14 protein-coding genes are annotated in these 18,595 nt (G+C 63.5%); 10 read left to right on the top strand and 4 right to left on the bottom strand.

The annotated features are described in order from the left end of the window. Nucleotides 1-75: 75 nt before the first annotated feature. Both hisH and hisB read right to left on the bottom strand, forming a co-directional pair. Nucleotides 76-717, bottom strand: a complete 642-nt coding sequence (gene hisH / locus CFP68_RS13255) for an imidazole glycerol phosphate synthase subunit HisH (RefSeq protein ID WP_099827422.1) — start codon at nucleotides 715-717, stop codon at nucleotides 76-78. A gap of 2 nt (nucleotides 718-719) precedes the next feature. Then, nucleotides 720-1,307 carry an imidazoleglycerol-phosphate dehydratase HisB gene (hisB, locus tag CFP68_RS13260; RefSeq protein WP_099827423.1) on the bottom strand — a complete coding sequence of 196 codons (588 nt, stop codon included), beginning with the start codon at nucleotides 1,305-1,307 and terminating at the stop codon, nucleotides 720-722. Between the two features lie 289 nt (nucleotides 1,308-1,596). Here hisB and phbB point away from each other — a divergent pair, with 289 nt between their 5' ends. The 7 genes from phbB to CFP68_RS13295 all read left to right on the top strand — a co-directional run bounded on the left by phbB (nucleotide 1,597) and on the right by CFP68_RS13295 (nucleotide 11,821). Then, entirely contained in the window at nucleotides 1,597-2,322 is a 726-nt protein-coding gene (gene phbB, locus CFP68_RS13265) for an acetoacetyl-CoA reductase (RefSeq protein WP_099827530.1), read from the top strand. Nucleotides 2,323-2,435: 113 nt separating this feature from the next. Continuing rightward, nucleotides 2,436-5,090: a pyruvate dehydrogenase (acetyl-transferring), homodimeric type gene (gene aceE, locus CFP68_RS13270; protein ID WP_099827424.1), complete on the top strand. Its 2,655-nt coding sequence runs from the start codon at nucleotides 2,436-2,438 to the stop codon at nucleotides 5,088-5,090. A 24-nt stretch (nucleotides 5,091-5,114) separates the two neighbouring features. Then, nucleotides 5,115-6,401: a dihydrolipoyllysine-residue acetyltransferase gene (aceF, locus tag CFP68_RS13275; protein WP_099827425.1), complete on the top strand. Its 1,287-nt coding sequence runs from the start codon at nucleotides 5,115-5,117 to the stop codon at nucleotides 6,399-6,401. 10 nt (nucleotides 6,402-6,411) lie between these two features. After that, on the top strand, nucleotides 6,412-8,208 hold the full coding sequence (gene lpdA, locus CFP68_RS13280; protein ID WP_099827426.1) for a dihydrolipoyl dehydrogenase: 1,797 nt from the start codon (nucleotides 6,412-6,414) through the stop codon (nucleotides 8,206-8,208). A 12-nt stretch (nucleotides 8,209-8,220) separates the two neighbouring features. Further along, a complete protein-coding gene (locus CFP68_RS13285; RefSeq protein WP_099827427.1) occupies nucleotides 8,221-8,694 on the top strand; it encodes a phasin family protein in 474 nt (157 codons plus the stop codon). A 52-nt stretch (nucleotides 8,695-8,746) separates the two neighbouring features. Further along, nucleotides 8,747-10,321, top strand: coding sequence for a Re/Si-specific NAD(P)(+) transhydrogenase subunit alpha (locus tag CFP68_RS13290; protein WP_099827428.1), 1,575 nt, complete (start codon nucleotides 8,747-8,749; stop codon nucleotides 10,319-10,321). Nucleotides 10,322-10,333: 12 nt separating this feature from the next. Continuing rightward, nucleotides 10,334-11,821, top strand: a complete 1,488-nt coding sequence (locus CFP68_RS13295; RefSeq protein ID WP_099827429.1) for an NAD(P)(+) transhydrogenase (Re/Si-specific) subunit beta — start codon at nucleotides 10,334-10,336, stop codon at nucleotides 11,819-11,821. A gap of 57 nt (nucleotides 11,822-11,878) precedes the next feature. Here CFP68_RS13295 and CFP68_RS13300 read toward each other — a convergent pair whose 3' ends face one another. Both CFP68_RS13300 and CFP68_RS13305 read right to left on the bottom strand, forming a co-directional pair. Next, nucleotides 11,879-12,796: an HNH endonuclease gene (locus CFP68_RS13300; RefSeq protein WP_099827430.1), complete on the bottom strand. Its 918-nt coding sequence runs from the start codon at nucleotides 12,794-12,796 to the stop codon at nucleotides 11,879-11,881. 59 nt (nucleotides 12,797-12,855) lie between these two features. Further along, a complete protein-coding gene (locus tag CFP68_RS13305; RefSeq protein ID WP_099827431.1) occupies nucleotides 12,856-14,220 on the bottom strand; it encodes an MATE family efflux transporter in 1,365 nt (454 codons plus the stop codon). 133 nt (nucleotides 14,221-14,353) lie between these two features. On the opposite strand from CFP68_RS13305, the gene CFP68_RS13310 reads away from it, so the two are divergent. The 3 genes from CFP68_RS13310 to CFP68_RS13320 all read left to right on the top strand — a co-directional run bounded on the left by CFP68_RS13310 (nucleotide 14,354) and on the right by CFP68_RS13320 (nucleotide 18,543). Further along, nucleotides 14,354-14,740 carry a VOC family protein gene (locus CFP68_RS13310; protein ID WP_099827432.1) on the top strand — a complete coding sequence of 129 codons (387 nt, stop codon included), beginning with the start codon at nucleotides 14,354-14,356 and terminating at the stop codon, nucleotides 14,738-14,740. 133 nt (nucleotides 14,741-14,873) lie between these two features. Next, nucleotides 14,874-15,905 carry an aldo/keto reductase gene (locus CFP68_RS13315; RefSeq protein ID WP_099827433.1) on the top strand — a complete coding sequence of 344 codons (1,032 nt, stop codon included), beginning with the start codon at nucleotides 14,874-14,876 and terminating at the stop codon, nucleotides 15,903-15,905. 256 nt (nucleotides 15,906-16,161) lie between these two features. Beyond that, a complete protein-coding gene (locus tag CFP68_RS13320; protein ID WP_099827531.1) occupies nucleotides 16,162-18,543 on the top strand; it encodes a glycogen/starch/alpha-glucan phosphorylase in 2,382 nt (793 codons plus the stop codon). Nucleotides 18,544-18,595: the final 52 nt, after the last annotated feature.

Consider the following 18,595-nt stretch of genomic DNA (forward strand, 5'->3'; position numbering starts at 1 on the left):
ACAGGAGGTGCCGCATGCGGCGGAGCCTCCGGCGGGAGTATTTCGGTCGGCAAGAAATCAGGGTGATCAAGGCTGTCAGGGACGCCAGTCAAGGAAGTTCGCGATCAGGCGCAGACCTGCGGCCTGGCTTTTTTCCGGGTGGAACTGGGTGCCGATCATGTTGTCCCGCCCGACCACGGCCGTCACGTCACCGCCATACTCGGCATGGGCAATCCGCTGGTCCGGCGTTCGCAGCGCCATGTGATAGGAATGGACGAAGTAGACGTGATCGCCCGTGCTCAGCCCATCGAGCACCGGATGCGGCCGGTCGATCACCAGGTCGTTCCATCCCATATGGGGCACCTTGAGCGCGGCTGTTTCCGGTTCGATCGCCACCACGTCGGCGTCGATCCAGCCAAGGCCGGGCGTTTCGCGATACTCGAGACCGCGGGTGGCCATCAGCTGCATCCCGACGCAGATGCCGAGGAAGGGGCGGGCCTTGACTTCGACCGCTTCGATCAGCGCCGCGTTTAGCGCGGCGTGGTCGCGGAACAGGGCGTTCCGGCAAGCGGGGAAGGCCCCGTCACCCGGCAGCACGATGCGATCGGCACGCGCGACATCCTCGGGGCGGGCAGACACAATGACCTCGCCATGGCCGCCGGCCGCCGCCATCCGCTGGAACGCCTTTTTGGCCGAGTGCAGGTTGCCGCTGTCATAGTCGATCAGCACCGTCAGCATGCTCAGAGCGCCTCTTTGGTGGAGGGCAGCGCCCCCGCCGTGCGCGGGTCGGGCTCAACCGCCTGGCGCAAGGCCCGGGCGCAGGCCTTGAAGGCCGCTTCGGCGATGTGATGCGCGTTGACGCCGTGCACTCGGTCCACATGCAGCGTGATGCCGCCATGGGTGGCCAGCGCCTGGAAGAACTCGCGCACCAGTTCGGTATCGAAGGTGCCGATCTTCGCAGTAGGGAATTCGACGTTCCAGACCAGAAACGGACGCCCCGACAGGTCCAGCGCACAGGCCACCTGCGCGTCGTCCATCGCGAGGTTGAAACAGCCGTAGCGGCGGATACCGCGCTTGTCGCCCAGCGCGCGGGCGATGGCCTGGCCCAGCGCGATGCCGCAATCCTCGACCGTGTGGTGATCGTCGATGTGCAGATCGCCGGTGGCCTTCAGGGTGATGTCGATCAACGCGTGACGCGCCAACTGATGCACCATGTGATCGAAGAAGCCGACCCCCGTCGCGGTGTCGCAGGCGCCGGTGCCGTCCAGATCGACCGTGGCCGAGATATCCGTTTCCGCGGTCTTGCGGGTGATCGTTGCTGTTCGCATGGGCGCGCTCTCCGAAAGCGTTGGGATGCCCGTCCATAGCGGCATCGACGGGCGGTGAAAAGGGACGCGACACCGATCCACTCTTGTCACCTAGCCCGCAGTCATGTTCCATGGGAGGCGAAGAACGGCAAAATGACGATCCGGGGGAAATCGGACGTAGAAGAACGAAAACGGCCCCTTGGCGGCAAAAGCATAGCGGCCTTGCCGAAAGTGCAGAGGACAGGTGGCGGGACTTCCCCTAAGGAAAGACCCGACGTCAGGGACAAGAATGGAAACGGGAGGAGACACCATGGGACGCATAGCACTTGTGACCGGCGGCAGCCGTGGGATCGGGGCGGCCATTTCGGTGGCGCTGAAAGACGCGGGATATACCGTCGCGGCGAATTATGCCGGCAACGACGAGGCCGCGAACGCCTTTACCGAGAAGACCGGCATCGCGACGTACAAGTGGTCCGTGGCGGATTACGAGGCCTGCAAGGCCGGCATCGCGAAGGTCGAGGCCGATCTCGGCCCGATCGAGGTGCTGGTGAACAACGCCGGCATCACCCGCGACGCCATGTTCCACCGCATGACCCCCGAACAATGGCGCGAAGTGATCGACACCAACCTCTCGGGTGTCTTCAACATGACGCACCCGGTCTGGCCCGGCATGCGCGAGCGCAAGTTCGGCCGCGTCATCAACATCTCGTCGATCAACGGGCAGAAGGGTCAGGCGGGACAGGCCAATTATTCCGCCGCCAAGGCCGGAGATCTGGGGATCACAAAGGCGCTGGCGATGGAAGGCGCGCGTGTCGGCATCACCGTCAACGCGGTCTGCCCGGGCTATATCGGCACCGAAATGGTGCGCGCCATCGACGAGAAGGTGCTGAATGAAAAGATCATTCCCCAGATTCCCGTCGGCCGCCTGGGCGAACCCGAGGAAATCGCGCGCTGCGTGACGTTCCTTGCTTCCGATGATGCAGGCTTCATCAGCGGTTCGACCATCTCGGCCAACGGCGCGCAATTCGTCGTCTGACGCTGCGGGCGCGGCTTTTTCTTGCCTGAAATACTCCCGCCGGAGGCATCCGGACTTGCCACCGGCGGCGCCCTGACAGGGGCGCACCACACCAAAACCAGGATGAACCCGACATGAAAGACGGCACACCGGACATCGATCCGATCGAATCGCAGGAATGGCAGGAAGCCATCGAGGACGTGATTGCCCGCGATGGCGCCAACCGCGCGCATTTTCTTCTGGACAAGGCGGTTCAACAGGCCCGTGCGGCCGGGGCTACGCTGCCGTTTTCTGCCACGACACCTTACCAGAACACGATTCCGTCCGATGATCTGCTGGACATTCCGGGCGACACCGACATGGAGCACCGGATCCGCTGCATCAACCGGTGGAACGCCATGGCGATGGTGGTGCGGCGCAACCAGGAATCGTCGGAATACGGCGGTCACATCGCGTCCTTCGCCTCGTCGGCCAGCATGTATGACGTCGGGCTGAACCATTTCTGGCGGGCGCGGACCGAGGAGCACGGCGGCGACCTGGTCTATTTCCAGGGGCACGTCATTCCCGGCATCTATGCGCGCAGCTTCATGGAAGGCCGGCTGAGCGAACAGCAGCTTGTCAATTTCCGTTCCGAGGTTGGCGGCGAGGGCCTGCCGTCCTATCCGCACCCCTGGCTGATGCCCGAGTACTGGCAGTTCCCGACCGTTTCGATGGGCCTCGGCCCGCTGATGGCGATCTATCAGGCGCGGTTCATGAAGTACCTGCACAACCGCGGGCTGATCGACGCGGCAGACCGCAAGGTGTGGTGCTTCCTTGGCGACGGCGAGATGGACGAGCCCGAAAGCCTGGGCGCGATTGCCCTGGCGGCGCGCGAAAAGCTCGACAACCTGATCTTCGTGATCAACTGCAACCTCCAGCGGCTCGACGGGCCGGTGCGCGGAAACTCCAAGATCGTGCAGGAGCTTGAGGGCCATTTCCGCGGTGCCGGTTGGGAAGTGCTGAAGGTGCTTTGGGGGCGCGGCTGGGACGAACTGCTCGAGATGGACGTCTCGGGGCGGCTGCGCCAGTTGATGGACGAAACCGTCGATGGCGACTATCAGACCTTCCGGTCGAAGGACGGCGCCTATATCCGCAAGCATTTTTTCGGCAAATATCCCGAGACGGCGGCCCTGGTCGAGGATTGGACCGACGAGCAGATCTGGGGTCTGCGGCGGGGCGGACACGACACGCAGAAGGTCTATACCGCGTTCAAGCGCGCCACAGAGGTTGTCGATCAGCCGACCTGCCTGTTGGTCAAGACCGTCAAGGGCTATGGCATGGGCACGGCGGGCGAGGGCGCCAACACCACCCACCAGCAGAAGAAGCTGAACGAGGAACAGCTGCGCGCCATGCGCGACCGGTTCAACATCCCGGTCAAGGACGAGGATATCCCGAAGGCGCCGTTCGTGACGCTGAACAACGCGCAGAAGGCGTATCTGGCCGACCGGCGCGATGCGCTGGGCGGGCCGTTCCCCAAGCGGTTCACCGATGAACCGGCATTGGACATTCCGCCGCTCTCGGATTTCAAGCAGCAGCTGGAAAGCACGGGCGATCGCGAGATTTCAACCACGATGGCCTTCGTGCGGATCCTCACGACGCTGTTGCGCAACAAGAAGATCGGCAAACGCGTGGTGCCCATCGTTCCCGACGAATCGCGCACCTTCGGGATGGAGGGATTGTTCCGGTCGGTCGGCATCTACAACCCGGCGGGCCAGAACTATACCCCCGAAGACGCCGACCAGATGATGTATTACAAGGAACAGACCGACGGTCAGGTTCTTCAGGAAGGCATCAACGAAGCCGGCGCCATGGCCGACTGGATCGCGGCCTCCACCGCGTATTCCAACCACGCCATCCCGATGATCCCGTTCTACATCTATTACTCGATGTTCGGCTTCCAGCGGGTCGGCGACCTGGCATGGGCGGCCGGCGACAGCCGCGCACGGGGCTTCATGCTGGGCGGCACCGCCGGGCGGACGACCCTGAACGGCGAAGGTCTGCAGCACGAGGACGGGCACAGCCACATCCTGTCGTCGGTGATCCCCAACTGCATTTCCTATGATCCGACATTCAGCTATGAAGTCGCGGTCATCGTGCAGCACGGGATGCAGCGCATGTTCGTCGACCGTGACGATGTCTATTTCTACATCACGTTGATGAACGAGAACTACAAGCATCCCGAAATGCCGAAGGGCAGCGAAGAGGCGATCATCAAGGGGCTCTATGCGCTTGAGCGGGTCAAGAAACCCGGCAAGAAGCATGTGAACATAATGGGTTCCGGGACGATCCTCGTGCAGGGGATGAAGGCCGCGGAAATGCTGAAAGAGGATTTCGGCGTCACCTCCGACATCTGGTCTGCCACCAGCTTTACCGAACTGGCCCGCGACGGTCAGGACTGTGCGCGCTGGAACCGGTTGAACCCGCTGTCCGAGCCGAAGGTGCCCTATATCACCGAGACGCTGAAGGACGCGACCGGGCCGATCGTGGTTGCGACCGACTATATCAAGAACTTCGCCGAACAGGTCCGCGGCTTTGTCGAACAGCCGCTCAGCATCCTCGGAACCGACGGTTACGGCCGGTCCGACAGCCGGGTGAACCTGCGCCGCTTCTTCGAGGTCGACGCGAACCACATCGCCGCCGCCGCGATGGTCGAGTTGTTCAAGCTGGGCCACGTCGACAAGAGCGAGCTGGAGAAGGCGTTGAAGAAATACGAAATCGACGGCGACAAGCCGAACCCCCGCTTGGTATAAGCCGAAGATCAGGAGAGACAGAACATGACCACAGACGTCAAAGTGCCCGACATCGGCGATTTCAAGGATGTGCCGGTGATTTCGATCCTGGTCGCGGTGGGTGATACCGTTGCCAAGGAAGACCCGCTGATCGAGTTGGAATCCGACAAGGCCACGCTGGAGGTGCCATCGTCGGCGGCCGGAACGGTCAAGGAAATCAAGGTGTCCGAAGGTGACACCGTGTCCGAAGGCGACCTGATCCTGATCCTGGAAGCGGACGACAGCGATACCGCCGAGCCCGCCGAGAAAGAGGAGAAGGCGGAAGACAAGCCGGCAAAGACCGAAGCCAAGGCCGAAGAAGCGCCGGCAAAAACCGATGCCGCGCCCGCCGCGGCCACGGTGACGGATACCGGATTCTCCAAGGCCCATGCATCGCCGTCGGTGCGGGCCTTCGCGCGCAACCTCGGCGTCGATCTGGGAAAGATCAACGGTTCGGGCCGCAAGGGTCGCATCCTGCGCGATGACGTCACCGCGTATTTCAAGTCAACCGGTGCCCCCGCGGCGGCCGGTGGCGGCGCTGCGGCGCAGGGCGGCATGGGCATCCCGCCGATTCCCGCGGTCGATTTCTCGAAGTTCGGCCCGGTCGAAGACGTGGAAATGTCGCGGATCAAGAAGCTGTCCGGCCCGGCGCTGCACCGGTCGTGGCTGAACATCCCCCATGTGACCAACAACGAAGAAGCCGACATCACCGAGTTGGACAAGTATCGCAAGGAACTGGACACCGAGGCGAAGGAGAAGGGGTATCGCGTCACCCTGCTGTCCTTCGTGGTCAAGGCCTGCGTCTCGGCGTTGAAGCAGCATTGGGAGTTCAACAGCTCGATCCATCCCGATGGTGACAAGCTGATCAAGAAGGACTTCTACAACATCGGTTTCGCGGCGGACACGCCGAACGGCCTGATGGTGCCGGTTCTGAAAGACGCCGACCGCAAGGGGATCGTGCAGATCTCCAAGGAGCTGGGCGATCTGTCGGCACAGGCCCGCGACGGCAAGCTGAAGAGCGCGGACATGCAGGGGGCGACCTTCACGATCTCCAGTCTGGGCGGCATCGGGGGCACCACCTTCACCCCCATCGTCAACGCGCCCGAGGTTGCGATCCTGGGCCTGTCGCGGTCCAAGATGGCGCCGGTCTGGAACGGGTCCGAGTTCGTGCCGCGCAACATGCTGCCGATGTCGCTGTCCTATGATCACCGTGCCATCGACGGCGCGCTGGCCGCACGGTTCAACGCGCACCTGAAATACCTGCTGGGCGATGCCCGGCGGCTGATGCTGTAAGGGGGCTGTCATGGATATCAAGGTTCCCGACATCGGCGATTTCAAGGACGTTCCGGTCATCAGCATCCTGGTGGCCGTGGGCGACACGGTCGAAAAGGAAGATCCCCTGATCGAGCTGGAAAGCGACAAGGCGACGCTGGAAGTGCCGTCGCCGGCCGCCGGCACGATCAAGGAATTGAAGGTCAAGGAAGGCGACAAGGTTTCCGAAGGATCGCTGATCTGCATCATGGAAGGCGAAGACGCCGGCGCGGATGACGCCAAGTCCGACGCGCCCGCCAAGGACGAGAAATCGGCCGCCGCCCCGGCGACTACCGCCGGCTACGGTGGCAAGGGTGGCGAAAGCACGGATGCGCCGAAGGCGGTCAAGGCCACGGGCAGCGCGACCGGCAAGGGCGATCAGCACGCCGAAGTCGTGGTTCTGGGGTCGGGTCCGGGCGGATATACCGCCGCGTTCCGCGCGGCCGACCTTGGGAAATCCGTGATCCTGATCGAAAAATATCCCACCCTGGGCGGCGTCTGCCTGAACGTCGGCTGCATCCCGTCCAAGGCGCTGCTGCATGCCGCCAAGACGATTTCCGAAGCCGAGGACATGGGCGAACACGGGATCAAGTTCTCGAAGCCCAAGATCGACCTGGATGATCTGCGCGGCTGGAAGGATGGCGTGGTCAAGCAGTTGACCGGCGGCCTGGCTGGCCTGGCCAAGGCGCGCAAGGTCACGACCGTGCAGGGATACGGCAAGTTCACCGGCCCCAACATGATCGAGGTCGAAGGCGACGACGGCACCACCACCGTCAGTTTCGACCAATGCGTGATCGCCGCCGGATCGGAAGCCGTCAAGTTGCCGTTCATCCCCCATGACGACGACCGGGTGATCGATTCGACCGGCGCGCTGGAGCTGGCCGACATCCCGAAACGCCTGCTGGTGCTGGGTGGCGGGATCATCGGGCTGGAAATGGCCACGGTCTATGAGGCGCTGGGATCGAAGGTCACCGTGGTCGAGCTGATGGACCAGATCATTCCCGGCTGCGACAAGGACATGGTGAAACCGCTGCACAGCCGCATCGCCAAACGGTATGAGAACATCATGCTGAAGACCAAGGTGACGGCGGTCGAGGCCGGAAAGAAGGGCCTGAAGGTCACCTTCGAGGACGACAAGGGCAAAAGTTCGGACGATACCTTCGACAAGGTGCTGGTGGCCGTCGGGCGCAAACCCAACGGCAAGCTGATCGATGCCGAAAAGGCCGGCGTGGCGGTCGATGAACGGGGCTTCATCGCCGTCGACAACCAGCAGCGCACGGGCGTCGCGCATATCTTTGCCATCGGCGACGTGGTCGGTCAGCCGATGCTGGCCCACAAGGCGGTGCACGAGGGCAAGGTCGCGGCCGAGGTCATCGCCGGACACAAGCGGTTCTTCGATGCCCGCCTGATCCCGTCGGTCGCCTATACCGACCCCGAGGTCGCATGGGCCGGCATCACCGAGAACGAGGCGAAGGCGAAGGGCATCAAGTATGCCAAGGGCGTCTTCCCCTGGGCCGCATCGGGGCGCGCGCTGTCGAACGGGCGCTCTGAGGGCATGACCAAGCTGCTGTTCGATCCCGAAGACGACCGGATCATCGGCGGCGCCATTGTCGGCACCAACGCCGGCGAGCTGATCTCGGAAGTGGCGCTGGCCATCGAGATGGGCGCCGACGCCGTCGATCTGAGCCATACGATCCACCCGCATCCGACCCTGTCGGAAACGGTCAACTTCGCTGCCGAGATGTATGAGGGCACGATCACCGACCTGATGCCGCCCAAGAAACGCTGAGAGGAGCCGGAAATGGCCAATCCCAAGAATCCGTTCGATCCCGCAGAAATGTTCAAGGCGTTCGATCCCGCCGAGATGGGTAAGATGTTCCAGCCTCAGAACATGATGTCGATGTTCCAGCCGCAACAGACCAACCCGTTCGACATGGAGGGGGTGATCAAGGCCAACCAGCGCAATTTCGAGGCGCTGACCGAGGCGAACAAATCGGCCGCCGAAGCCTACAAGGACATGCTGGACAAGCAGATGGAGGTGTTCGGCCAGATGACGATGGCCGTGCGCCAGCAATACGAGTGGGCCGAAGGCACCGCCGACGCCGACAAGCTGAAGGCCAAGACCGCCGCGATGAACGAGGCGGTCGAAGAGGCGCTGGCGATGATGAAGAAACTGGCCGACACGGCACGCGAGGCAAACGAACAGGCCTATGCAAGCGTGAAGGGCCAGGTTTCGGAAGCCGTCGAAGAGATCAGCAAGAAGAACAGGAAGTGATCGAGCGGGGCGGAGCCGGTCTCCGCCCGCCGATCCTGACAGGGAGCAAGGAATGCGTATAGGAACGCCCGCCGAGGTCATGCCCGGCGAAAACCGGGTCGCGATGACACCGGAAAGCGTCGTGATGTTGAAGAAACTGGGTTACGATTGCGTCATCCAGGCGGGCGCCGGTGGTGCGGCCGGTTTCACCGATGCGGCCTATGAAAAGGCAGGGGCCGAGGTGGCCGCCGATGCCGATGCCCTGTGGTCCGGTGTCGATGTTATCGCCAAGGTGCGCGAGCCGTCCAGTGACGAGGTGTCGCGCCTGAAGCCCGGCCAGACGCTGATCTCGTTCTTCTGGCCCGGCGCGAACGAGGCGCTGCTGGAACAGGCCAAGGACACCGGCGCATCGGTGATCGCCATGGACATGGTGCCGCGGATCAGCCGCGCCCAGAAGATGGACGCGCTGTCGTCCATGGCCAACATCGCCGGCTATCGCGCCGTGATCGAGGCGGGCAACAACTTTGGTCGGTTCTTCACCGGTCAGGTGACGGCGGCGGGCAAGGTGCCCCCGGCCAAGGTCCTGGTGATCGGGGCAGGGGTGGCCGGTCTGGCCGCCATCGGCACGGCGACATCGCTGGGCGCGATCACACTGGCGTTCGACGTGCGACCCGAGGTGTCGGAGCAGATCGAATCGATGGGCGCCGAGTTCGTGTTCCTGGATTTCGAGGAATCGTCGCAGGATTCGTCGGCCACCGGCGGCTATGCCGCGCCGTCGTCGCCCGAGTTCCGCGAAAAGCAGCTTGAGAAGTTCCGCGAGCTGGCGCCCGACATCGACATCGTGATCTGCACCGCGCTGATCCCGAACCGCGAGGCGCCCGAGCTCTGGACCGAAGACATGGTCCAGGCGATGAAGCCCGGATCGGTGATCGTCGATCTTGCCGCCGAACGTGGCGGCAACTGCAAGCTGACCGTCAAGGACGAGAAGATCGTCACCGACAACGGCGTCACCATCATCGGCTATACCGATTTCCCGTCGCGCATGGCGGCGCAATCCTCGACCCTCTATGCCAACAACATCCGTCACATGATGACCGACCTGACCCCCGAAAAGGACGGGCAGGTCGTGCACAACATGGACGACGACGTGATCCGCGGCGCCACCGTCACCCACGGCGGCGAAATCACCTTCCCGCCCCCCAAACCCAAGGTCGCCGCCATCGCGGCCGCCAAGCCCAAGCCGAAGGCGAAGGAACTGACGCCGGAAGAAAAGCGCGACGCCGAAATCGCGGCCTTCCGCTCGGCCACCAAGTCGCAGGCGGGGATGCTGGTGATCGGGGCGCTGGTGCTGCTGGTGATCGGGGCCTATGCGCCGGCCAGCTTCATGTCGCACCTGATCGTCTTTGCGCTGGCCTGTTTCATCGGCTTCCAGGTGATCTGGGGCGTCGCCCATTCGCTGCACACGCCGCTCATGGCGGTGACCAATGCGATTTCCGGCATCGTGATCGTCGGGGCGCTGTTGCAGGTGGGGTCGGGCAACTGGCTGGTCGTGCTGCTGGCGGCCATCTCGGTGCTGATCGCATCCATCAACATCGTCGGCGGCTTCCTGGTGACACGCCGGATGCTTGCCATGTTCCAGAAGTCCTGAGGGGGCGGAGATATGTTTTCGACCGGTCTGGTCTCGGCCGCCTATATCGCGGCATCGGTATTGTTCATCCTGTCGCTTGGCGGGTTGAAAAACCAGGAAAGCGCCAAGCGCGCGATCTGGTATGGCATCGTCGGCATGGCCCTGGCGGTGATCGCCACGGTGTTCGGCCCCGGCGTCGGCAACCTGTTCGTGATCATCGTGATGATCGCGCTGGGGGCGGGCGCGGGCGTCTATGTTGCGGGCAAGGTGCAGATGACCGAAATGCCCCAACTGGTGGCCGCGCTGCACAGTTTCGTCGGCCTTGCCGCCGTCTTCATCGGGCTGAACGCCGACATCATGCTGTCCCACGTCGAAGGGCTGCGTGAACTGACGGCCATCGCGCTGGGGCTGGGGCCGAACGTCACCGACGTGCCGCTGCCTGTCGACGCCGATCTGACGGGCTTCGGCGAACGGCTCTGGGTCAAAGATGCGGTGGAAGTCGCGATCCTCAAGGTCGAGGTGTTCCTGGGCATCTTCATCGGTGCCGTCACCTTCACCGGCTCGGTCGTCGCCTTCGGCAAGCTGGCCGGCAAGATCAGTGGCGCGCCGACAAAGCTGCCCGGTGGCCACATGCTGAACGCGGGCGCGCTGGCGATTTGCGTGATCCTCGGGCTGATGTATTTCAACGGCGCGGGCCTCTGGACGATGCTTCTGGTCACGCTGATCGCGGGCTTCATCGGCTGGCACCTGATCATGGGGATCGGCGGCGCCGACATGCCCGTGGTGGTGTCGATGCTGAACAGCTATTCAGGCTGGGCGGCGGCGGCCATCGGCTTTACTCTCGGCAACGACCTGCTGATCGTGACCGGCGCGCTGGTCGGCTCGTCCGGTGCGATCCTGTCCTATATCATGTGCAAGGCGATGAACCGCAAGTTCGTCTCGGTGATCCTGGGCGGATTCGGCGGCACCCAGGGCCCGGCCATGGAGGTCGAGGGCGAACAGATCGCCATCGACGCCGACGGCGTGGCCGCGGCGCTGGAGGATGCCGACAGCATCGTCATCATCCCCGGATACGGCATGGCCGTGGCCCAGGCCCAGCAATCGGTCAGCGAGCTGACCAAGCGCCTGCGCGCCCAGGGCAAGACGGTGCGCTTTGCCATCCATCCGGTCGCGGGCCGTCTGCCCGGCCACATGAACGTGTTGCTGGCCGAAGCACGGGTGCCCTATGACATCGTGCTGGAAATGGACGAGATCAACGATGATTTCCCCCAGACCGACGTGGCCATCGTCATCGGTTCGAACGACATCGTGAACCCGGCGGCCCAGGACGACCCCAACAGCCCCATCGCCGGCATGCCGGTGCTGGAGGTCTGGAAGGCGAAACAGGTCTTCGTGTCGAAGCGCGGCCAAGGCACCGGCTATTCCGGAATCGAGAATCCGCTGTTCTTCAAGGAAAACACGCGCATGTTCTATGGCGATGCCAAGGCGTCGCTGGATCAGCTGCTGACCAAGCTGAACTGAGGCTTCTACACCACGGCCAAACGTCCCGTCCGGCACCCCGGGCGGGGCGTTTGCCGTTCAGCCCCAGGGAACGGCGTCGAAATCCGTCTGCCCGAAGATATTCTCGCGGTGCCAACGCAGGTTTTCAGGATGCGGATGATCGCGCGCGTCAGCGGGAAGGCACAGCTTGCCCCCCGGCACCATCAGCCGATCAATGACCTCATCCGGCACCTTGTTGCGTGACACAAGGATCGTGTGATCTGTCGCCACCGAGATCAGACCCCGATCAAACATCCAGTGCAACGTCCCTGAAAGAGCAAGGCCATTGCGCACGGAATCGCTGCCTTGCCGTTCGACGGGGCGGATATGGGCGGCCTGCACCTCGGGGCGACCCCCGCCGTTGCGCAAGCGCAGCCCAGAAATCGCACAGCGATAGTCATAGGCATCGCGCACCTTGCGTCGGAACGCCACATCCCGATAGGCGCGGCGCGTCAGTCGTTCCAGCACCGGCCGTTCGAAGGGCGCGGCACCGTCATCGAACGTATCGGCGGCAGGCGCATAGCGTTGCGCCTCGATCCGCTCCAGGTCATGGGGCAGTCCAAGGTTCACAATGCGCGCGAAATCGGCGTCCGGCAGGCGACGCACCGCCAACTGCTGGGCGCCCCCCTTCTTGGGCGCCCCACGGGCATCGGTCAGCGCGCTTTCCAACGGGCGCCCGTCGACAAGCCGGGGCACGTCCCGATCCAGTGGCAGGAAAGATCCGGGGGCAATATGTGCCAGATACCGGCCTTCGCTGCCAGGCTTGGGCTCAATCCGCGCGATCCGGGCCACCGCGAAATAGCCACGCGGGCCGGCCTTGACCGGTTCGTAATAGATTGCCCAATCGGCGATCGCTTCGGTCATGGCCTTCAGATAGGAGCGAGGGAAATCGTAGACGACATCGGGTTCGTCATCATAGATCGATTCGGTTTTGTGCAGCAGGACAAGCTTTACCATGGCACCAGGAAACCGCGACCTGGCCGGATGGCAAGAGGTTTGTGCACGGCTCCGCCCGATCAGGTGTCAGCCGCGCGGTGCGTGAACAGGCCCCCGATCAGGCGACGCGCCAGCAGCTCCACCAGCACCAGCGACAGGGCCAATCCGCTGACCACCGCCGTGGCGATCCCGATCCAGACGCCCCAGACGCCGAAATCGAACACCCGCACGAACAGCCAGGCAAACAACGCCACGCCGATCCCCTGGCGATAGACACCGATCCAGACCGTCACCCCCGGCTTCTTGAACGCCTGAAGCAGCGCGTTGATGGCAAACAGCATCACATAGACCGGCAGGATGAAGCCATCGACGTGCAGATAGCTTTTGCCGATCTCGATCACCTGCGCATCGTCGGTGAACACCGCAAGGGCCGGACCGGCGGCAAACCACAGCACGCAGGACGCCACCAGCATCAGCGCGACCCCCGCCTTGAAACAGAACATCGCCGCCTCGCGCACCCGGTCATGGTTCTTCGCGCCGTAGTTCTGCGACACGATGGGCAACAGCGCGCCGGTCAGCCCGAACGCCGGCAGCAGCAGCAACTGCTCGATCCGTAGCGCGACGCCGTAGGCTGCCACCGCCGCACCCCCGAACCCCTTCAGGAAATACTGCACCACGAAACCTGCGATCATCATCACGATCATCGCGAAACTGGCGGGCAGGGCCTGGGCCGCGATCTCGCTAAAGCTGGCCCATTCGGGGCGGAAACGGCGCGTGCCCTGCATCGCCTCGGACCGGAACACGCGCCAGAGGATGAACACCATCACGCCGCTCTGGCTGACAAGGGTGGAGAGCGCGATGCCGTTGAACCCGATGCCGTCCCAGGGGCCGAGGCCGAAGATGAACAGCGGGTTCAGGCCCAGGTTGGCGAAGAACGCCGCGATATTGGCGTATTGCATCGACTTGGTGTCGCCCTGCGCGGTCAGGATGCCGTTGGCGCCAAAGGCGATCAGGAATGCGGGCGCGGCAAAAATCAGCAGATCGAGGTATTTGTTCGCCGCGTCCCGATAGGCCCCGGGTTCCGAGATCAGGGCGATCAGCATCGGCGAAAAGAACCAGCCCAGCCCGATTCCCAGAACCGAAACGATCAGCGCAAAGCTGATCCCCTGGCACGAGATCCGCGTCTCGGACACCGCGCCTTCGCCGATGGCATTGCCCACCAGCGCGCCCATGGCGGTGGACAACCCGAACCCGATGGCGATCAGGACAAAGAACACCTGGAACGAAATCGCCAAACCTGCCTGCGCATCGGTCGACAACATCCCGGCGTAGTAGACGTCGACGACGTTATAAAGCGTGGTAAAGACCATGCCGATGGCGGTCGGGATCGCAAGGGCGCGGAAATGTGCCGGGATCGATCCGGCGGTCAGGTTGCGGCGGGCCATGGACACTCCTTGAAACGGGGCGCAGGGCCCGGCAGGCAACATAGCGGCGCGCGCCGGATTTCCCACGTCGCTTGCTGGACTTGCCCCCCGCCTTGCGGTCAAGATCGCGCAACAGTCACCGACAGGACATGCCATGACCCATCCCGCCCCCGCCGTTCTGGCGATCACCTTCTTCTATTACCGCGACCTGCCGCGCGCGATGGCGTTCTACGAAGACGTGCTGGGCCTGTCGCTTGCCATCGACCAGGGCTGGTGCAAGATCTATCGCATCGCCGACGGCGCCCATGTCGGCCTGGTGGATGAAACCAAGGGGATGAACAAATGGCATGCCGACAAGCCGGTGCAACTTTGCATCCGGGTGCCCGATGTCGATGACTGGCGCGGGTTCGTCGCTGAAAAAGGCGTCGACAACCTGTCCGAGATGTTCGACTCCGACGCGCTCGGCATTCGCGCCTTCGTCTTCACCGACCCCGAAGGATACCAGATCGAAATGCAATCGGCGACGCGCCCCGGTGCCTGAAAATCGTCGCCCCCCGGATTCTTACTGACACAAATACTCCCGCGCGGAGCGCTCCCGCAGGTGCCGTCATGACCGACGGAATCTGTCTTGCAGAACCCCGGCCTCTTGCCACGACCACCGAAAAGGAAATGTCATGACCTTGCCCACCCGCACGTTTTCCCGCCTGTCCGACCGCGCGCTGAGCTTCACCGAACTCGGTTTCGGCACGGCGCCGCTGGGCAACCTCTATCGCGCGATCTCGGACGCCGACGCCGATGCGATCCTCGATCTGGCGTGGAAATCCGGGGTGCGCTATTACGACACCGCGCCGCTGTACGGGCTGGGCCTGTCCGAGACGCGGCTGAACCGTTTCCTGCGCACCAAGCCGCGGGATGAATACGTGCTGTCGACCAAGGTCGGGCGTCTGCTGAAACCGGCCACGGGGGAACGCACCGGCGTCGACAAATGGTTCGACGTGCCGCACCGGGCCGAAGTCTATGATTACACCTATGACGGCGTCATGCGCTCGGTCGACTTCTCGCTCGAACGGCTGGGCGTGTCGCGGATCGACATCCTGTTCGCCCACGATCTGGACCGTTTCAATCATGGCACGGGCGGCGTTCTGCAGGACAAGCTGGATGAACTAATGGCCGGCGGCTATCGCGCCCTGACCGAATTGCGCGACCAGAAGGTGCTTTCGGCCTTCGGCGCCGGGGTCAACGAATGGGAAAGCGCACAGTGGATGGCCGAACGGGGCGATTTCGACCTGTTCCTTCTGGCCGGCCGCTATACCCTGCTGGAGCAGGAGGCGTTGAACAGTTTCCTGCCGTTGTGCGAACAGCGCGGCATCGGCGTGGTCAGTGGCGGCGCCTACAACTCCGGCATCCTGGCCACGGGCGCGCGCCCCGGTGCCTTCTACAACTACGATCCCGCGCCGCAGGATGTTCTTGACCGCGTGGCGAAGATCGAAGCGGTCTGTGCCGATCACGGTGTCCGGCTGGTGGATGCGGCGTTCCAGTTCCCGCTGTGCCATCCCGTGACCGTGTCGGTCATCCCCGGCGGGCAGGGCGTCAACGAGATGGAGAGCAACCTGCGTGCGGCGCAGGCGAAGATCCCGGCGGCGCTGTGGGCCGATCTCAAGTCCCACGGTCTGCTGCGCGAGGACGCGCCGGTGCCGACGGCCTGAGTGCGCGGCGCCGGCGCCTGCCAAAGCGCGTGACGCAACTGGGTCCGCATGGGCACGGGTGGCGGTTTTCGGCCCGCGTTCGGGCGTCGGGTGGTTGCCGGCTGTGACATCAATGCCTAGTAACCGCGCAATTCCGGGCGGGGCACCTGCCGCCGCCCGTTCAAAGCGCTTGCAGTTTTCACCGTTTTTCCATCAGGTGCGCGCAAGTTACCGCTAACAGCCACGCCTGCCGCGCGTGATGCAGAAAGGATCGTTCATGGCCGCGAACGGATTTGCCAAGGATATCGCCCGTCACCTGACCTATTCGATGGGCAAGGATCCCGAACATGCACAGGTCACCGACTGGCGAATCGCTCTGTCGCTGACAATCCGTGACCGCATCGTCGATCCGTGGTTCGCGTCGACCCGCGCCACCTATGCCGGCCATCACAAGCGGGTGTATTACCTGTCGATGGAATTCCTGATCGGCCGTCTTCTGGAAGATGCGGCCGTGAACCTGGGCCTGATGGACACTGCGGCGGCGGCACTCGAAACCTATGGCATCGCGCTGTCGGATGTCCTGTCGGATGAACCGGACGCGGCCCTTGGCAACGGTGGCTTGGGGCGTCTGGCGGCCTGTTTCCTCGAATCGCTCTCGACGCTGGGTGTGCCCGCCTATGGGTATGGCATCCGCTATGAGCACGGGTTGTTCCAGCAGAGCTTCGTGAACGGACAACAGAAGGAAGCGCCCGAAGACTGGCTGCAGCAGGATCACGTCTGGGAGTTCGAACGCGCCGAATCGACCTATGAGATCGGCTTCGGCGGCTCTGTCGCCACGCAGGGCGCGCGCAGCGTCTGGACCCCGGACGAGGCGGTGATCGCCCAGGCGCACGATACGCCGATCGTCGGCTGGCAGGGACGCTGGGCCAACACCCTGCGCCTGTGGGAGGCGAAGCCGACCAAGCTGTTCGACCTCGACCGCTTCAACGCCGGCGATTACTATGGCGCCGCCGAGCCCGAGGCCTGGGCGCGCACCATCTCACGCGTGCTGTATCCCGACGATACCACCGACGAGGGCAAGCGTCTGCGCCTGAAGCAGGAGTTCTTCTTCACTGCCGCATCGCTGCGCGACATCCTGCGCCGGTTCGATTTCGAATTCGACGATCTGTCGCTGTTGCCGTCCAAGGTCGCGATCCAGCTGAACGATACGCATCCCGCCATCGCCGGTCCCGAATTGGTGCGGATCCTGCATGATGAGAAGGGCATGGACTTCACCGACGCGATGAACATCGCCCAAGGCTGCCTGTCCTACACCAACCACACCCTGTTGCCCGAGGCGCTGGAACGCTGGAGCGAGGGGTTGATGGGCGATCTTCTGCCGCGTCACATGCAGATCATCGAACGTATCGATGATGTCCATCACAAGGCAAATCCGAACCGCACCGTCACCCTGCGCGAAGACGGTCACGTCAAGATGGGCGAACTGGCCTTCGTCATGGCGCACAAGGTGAACGGCGTGTCGGCGCTGCACACCGGGTTGATGAAGGAAACCGTGTTCAAGGATCTGAACGCGATGCATCCCAGCCGGATCGTCAACGAAACCAACGGTGTCACCCCGCGCCGCTGGGTTCTGGGCGCCAATCCGCGTCTGTCGGCGCTGATTTCCGAAACGATCGGCACGGATTGGGTCGATGATCTGGAGCAGTTGCAGAAGCTGGAAAGCCACGTCGACGATGCCGCCTTCATGGAGGCCTATGGCCAGGCCAAGCGCGACAACAAGGCCGAACTGTCGAACTGGTTTGCCGAAACCCACGGTGTCGCGCTGGACCCCGAGGCGATGTTCGACGTCCAGATCAAGCGTATCCACGAATACAAGCGCCAGCATCTGAACATCCTGGAAACCATCGCCCTGTGGCAGGAGATCCGCGACAATCCGAATGCCGACTGGACCCCGCGCGTGAAGATCTTCGCCGGCAAGGCCGCGCCGGGATACGTCTTTGCCAAGCAGATCATTCATCTGATCAACTCGGTCGCATCGGTGCTGAATGCCGATCCGGTGACCTCCAAGGTGCTGAAGGTCGCCTATCCCGAAAACTACAATGTCACGCTGGCCGAATGGCTGATCCCGGCGTCGGACCTGTCGGAACAGATCTCGACCGCGGGCAAGGAAGCGTCGGGCACCGGCAACATGAAATTCGCACTGAACGGCGCGCCGACCATGGGCACGCTGGACGGCGCCAACGTCGAGATCCGCGAACACGTCGGGGCCGACAACTTCTTCCTGTTCGGCATGACGGCGGCCGAGGTGGTCGCCCGCCGCGAGGTGCACGACCATGCCGCCCGCGCCATTGCCGCCGATCCGCGTCTGAAACGCGCGCTGGACGAAATCGCCGCCGGCACGTTCAGCCCGGACCAGCCCGACCGCTTTCACGCGATCACCGAAAACCTGTCAGGGGCGGATTACTTCCTCGTCTCGTCGGATTTCACTGACTACTGGCGCGCCCAGCGCGAGGCCGATGTGGCCTTTGCGGATCGTGCCCGATGGGGCCGCATGGCGTTGCTGAACACGGCGCGGTCTGGATGGTTCTCGTCCGACCGCACCATCCGCGGCTACATGGCCGACATCTGGGACGCGCGCTCGGTCCGCACGGAGGGGTGAGGGGGCGCAACCGGAACAAGCGGCACGCAAACAGGTTGTGTATGAACAGAAA

It is taken from the genome of Oceaniglobus indicus (assembly GCF_002751875.1).
Classification (GTDB): Bacteria; Pseudomonadota; Alphaproteobacteria; order Rhodobacterales; family Rhodobacteraceae; genus Oceaniglobus; species Oceaniglobus indicus.

Excerpts from the sequence above, each read along its gene's own strand:
- CFP68_RS13305 (WP_099827431.1), bottom strand. The coding sequence starts at position 14,220 with ATGGCCCGCCGCAACCTGACCGCCGGATCGATCCCGGCACATTTCCGC.
- CFP68_RS13320 (WP_099827531.1), top strand. The coding sequence starts at position 16,162 with ATGGCCGCGAACGGATTTGCCAAGGATATCGCCCGTCACCTGACCTAT.
- CFP68_RS13310 (WP_099827432.1), top strand. The coding sequence starts at position 14,354 with ATGACCCATCCCGCCCCCGCCGTTCTGGCGATCACCTTCTTCTATTAC.
- hisH (WP_099827422.1), bottom strand. The coding sequence starts at position 717 with ATGCTGACGGTGCTGATCGACTATGACAGCGGCAACCTGCACTCGGCC.
- aceE (WP_099827424.1), top strand. The coding sequence starts at position 2,436 with ATGAAAGACGGCACACCGGACATCGATCCGATCGAATCGCAGGAATGG.
- CFP68_RS13290 (WP_099827428.1), top strand. The coding sequence starts at position 8,747 with ATGCGTATAGGAACGCCCGCCGAGGTCATGCCCGGCGAAAACCGGGTC.
- aceF (WP_099827425.1), top strand. The coding sequence starts at position 5,115 with ATGACCACAGACGTCAAAGTGCCCGACATCGGCGATTTCAAGGATGTG.
- CFP68_RS13315 (WP_099827433.1), top strand. The coding sequence starts at position 14,874 with ATGACCTTGCCCACCCGCACGTTTTCCCGCCTGTCCGACCGCGCGCTG.
- hisB (WP_099827423.1), bottom strand. The coding sequence starts at position 1,307 with ATGCGAACAGCAACGATCACCCGCAAGACCGCGGAAACGGATATCTCG.
- CFP68_RS13295 (WP_099827429.1), top strand. The coding sequence starts at position 10,334 with ATGTTTTCGACCGGTCTGGTCTCGGCCGCCTATATCGCGGCATCGGTA.
- CFP68_RS13300 (WP_099827430.1), bottom strand. The coding sequence starts at position 12,796 with ATGGTAAAGCTTGTCCTGCTGCACAAAACCGAATCGATCTATGATGAC.
- lpdA (WP_099827426.1), top strand. The coding sequence starts at position 6,412 with ATGGATATCAAGGTTCCCGACATCGGCGATTTCAAGGACGTTCCGGTC.
- CFP68_RS13285 (WP_099827427.1), top strand. The coding sequence starts at position 8,221 with ATGGCCAATCCCAAGAATCCGTTCGATCCCGCAGAAATGTTCAAGGCG.
- phbB (WP_099827530.1), top strand. The coding sequence starts at position 1,597 with ATGGGACGCATAGCACTTGTGACCGGCGGCAGCCGTGGGATCGGGGCG.